Origin of the sequence: Xanthomonas populi, from assembly GCF_002940065.1 — a bacterium.
Classification (GTDB): Bacteria; Pseudomonadota; Gammaproteobacteria; order Xanthomonadales; family Xanthomonadaceae; genus Xanthomonas; species Xanthomonas populi.
Genome location: NZ_MDEJ01000297.1, coordinates 1 through 836, shown reverse-complemented (window position 1 = coordinate 836; position 836 = coordinate 1). Strand labels below are relative to the sequence as shown.

At 57.9% G+C, this 836-nt stretch carries 2 protein-coding genes; one reads left to right on the top strand and one right to left on the bottom strand.

Features of this window, described 5'->3' with window-relative positions; translation table 11 throughout:
- Nucleotides 1–37: 37 nt before the first annotated feature.
- Complete coding sequence (locus XpopCFBP1817_RS20945) at nt 38–361, bottom strand: type IV secretion system protein (protein WP_244171298.1); 324 nt, start codon at nt 359–361, stop codon at nt 38–40.
- Nucleotides 362–491: 130 nt separating this feature from the next.
- Here XpopCFBP1817_RS20945 and XpopCFBP1817_RS20940 point away from each other — a divergent pair.
- Nucleotides 492–836 (top strand): transposase (locus tag XpopCFBP1817_RS20940; RefSeq protein WP_244171297.1); only part of this gene is annotated, 345 nt, incomplete at its 3' end.

Below are 836 nucleotides of genomic sequence, written 5' to 3'. Positions count from 1 at the left end.
AAGCTGATCATGTCTGTCGTTCTCCGCTGGCAGGGCGTCAAGTCAATGATGGCAGATTGCTGGGGTTCTTAGAGGCTCCTATAAGCCACAGCATCACCACCATGATGATGAGCAGGCGCACGCAGTCAAAAAATGGGCTTGCATCCGCGCTGTCTATGTTTGTTGCGCCGACCACCGCAACGAAGATCTTCATGCCAAATGCAAGAACGGCGCTTACTAGAGCGATTTGCAGGATGGTTGTTATCACTTCACCAAACCACCGATCAAAGAATGCCTTGGTGGCCTGCCACATAAGCAGCATGATAAAAAACGGCCCAATGCCCAGGAGTAATTCAAGCAGCGTTTTAGACGCAGCAATCATCTTGATGAGCCCCGACCTTCAGCCAGCAGTCGCAGGATCTGCGCCGCGCTTTGTGGATGCTGCTGTCACCTGAAGCCAACGCGGTGGCGTGATGCGCAGCAATGCCGTGCAGTTCCAGGCGGGATGATCGATGTCTGAGTTCTTCGCGCCCTACGGCACCGAAGCCACGTGCTATCGCGCGCTCTACACGTGGCGCTGGCCGCAAGGCTGTCGTTGCCCTGTTTGTGCCGGGCGGGCGCGGTCGCGTTTCAAGCGGGGTGCTGCGCTCTACTCCCAATGCAGCGCGTGCCGGCATCAGACCAGCCTGATTGCAGGCACGATGTTCGAAGGCACCAAACTGCCGCTGCGCACCTGGATGCTGGCGTTGCACCTGTTGGCCTCGACCAAGACCGACATGGCCGCACGGGAGCTGATGCGTCATCTGGGGATCAACTCCAAGCGCGCCTGGCGGATGAAGCACAAGATCATGCAGGTC

Coding starts and splice junctions, on each gene's coding strand:
- XpopCFBP1817_RS20945 (WP_244171298.1), bottom strand. CDS start 361: ATGATTGCTGCGTCTAAAACGCTGCTTGAATTACTCCTGGGCATTGGG.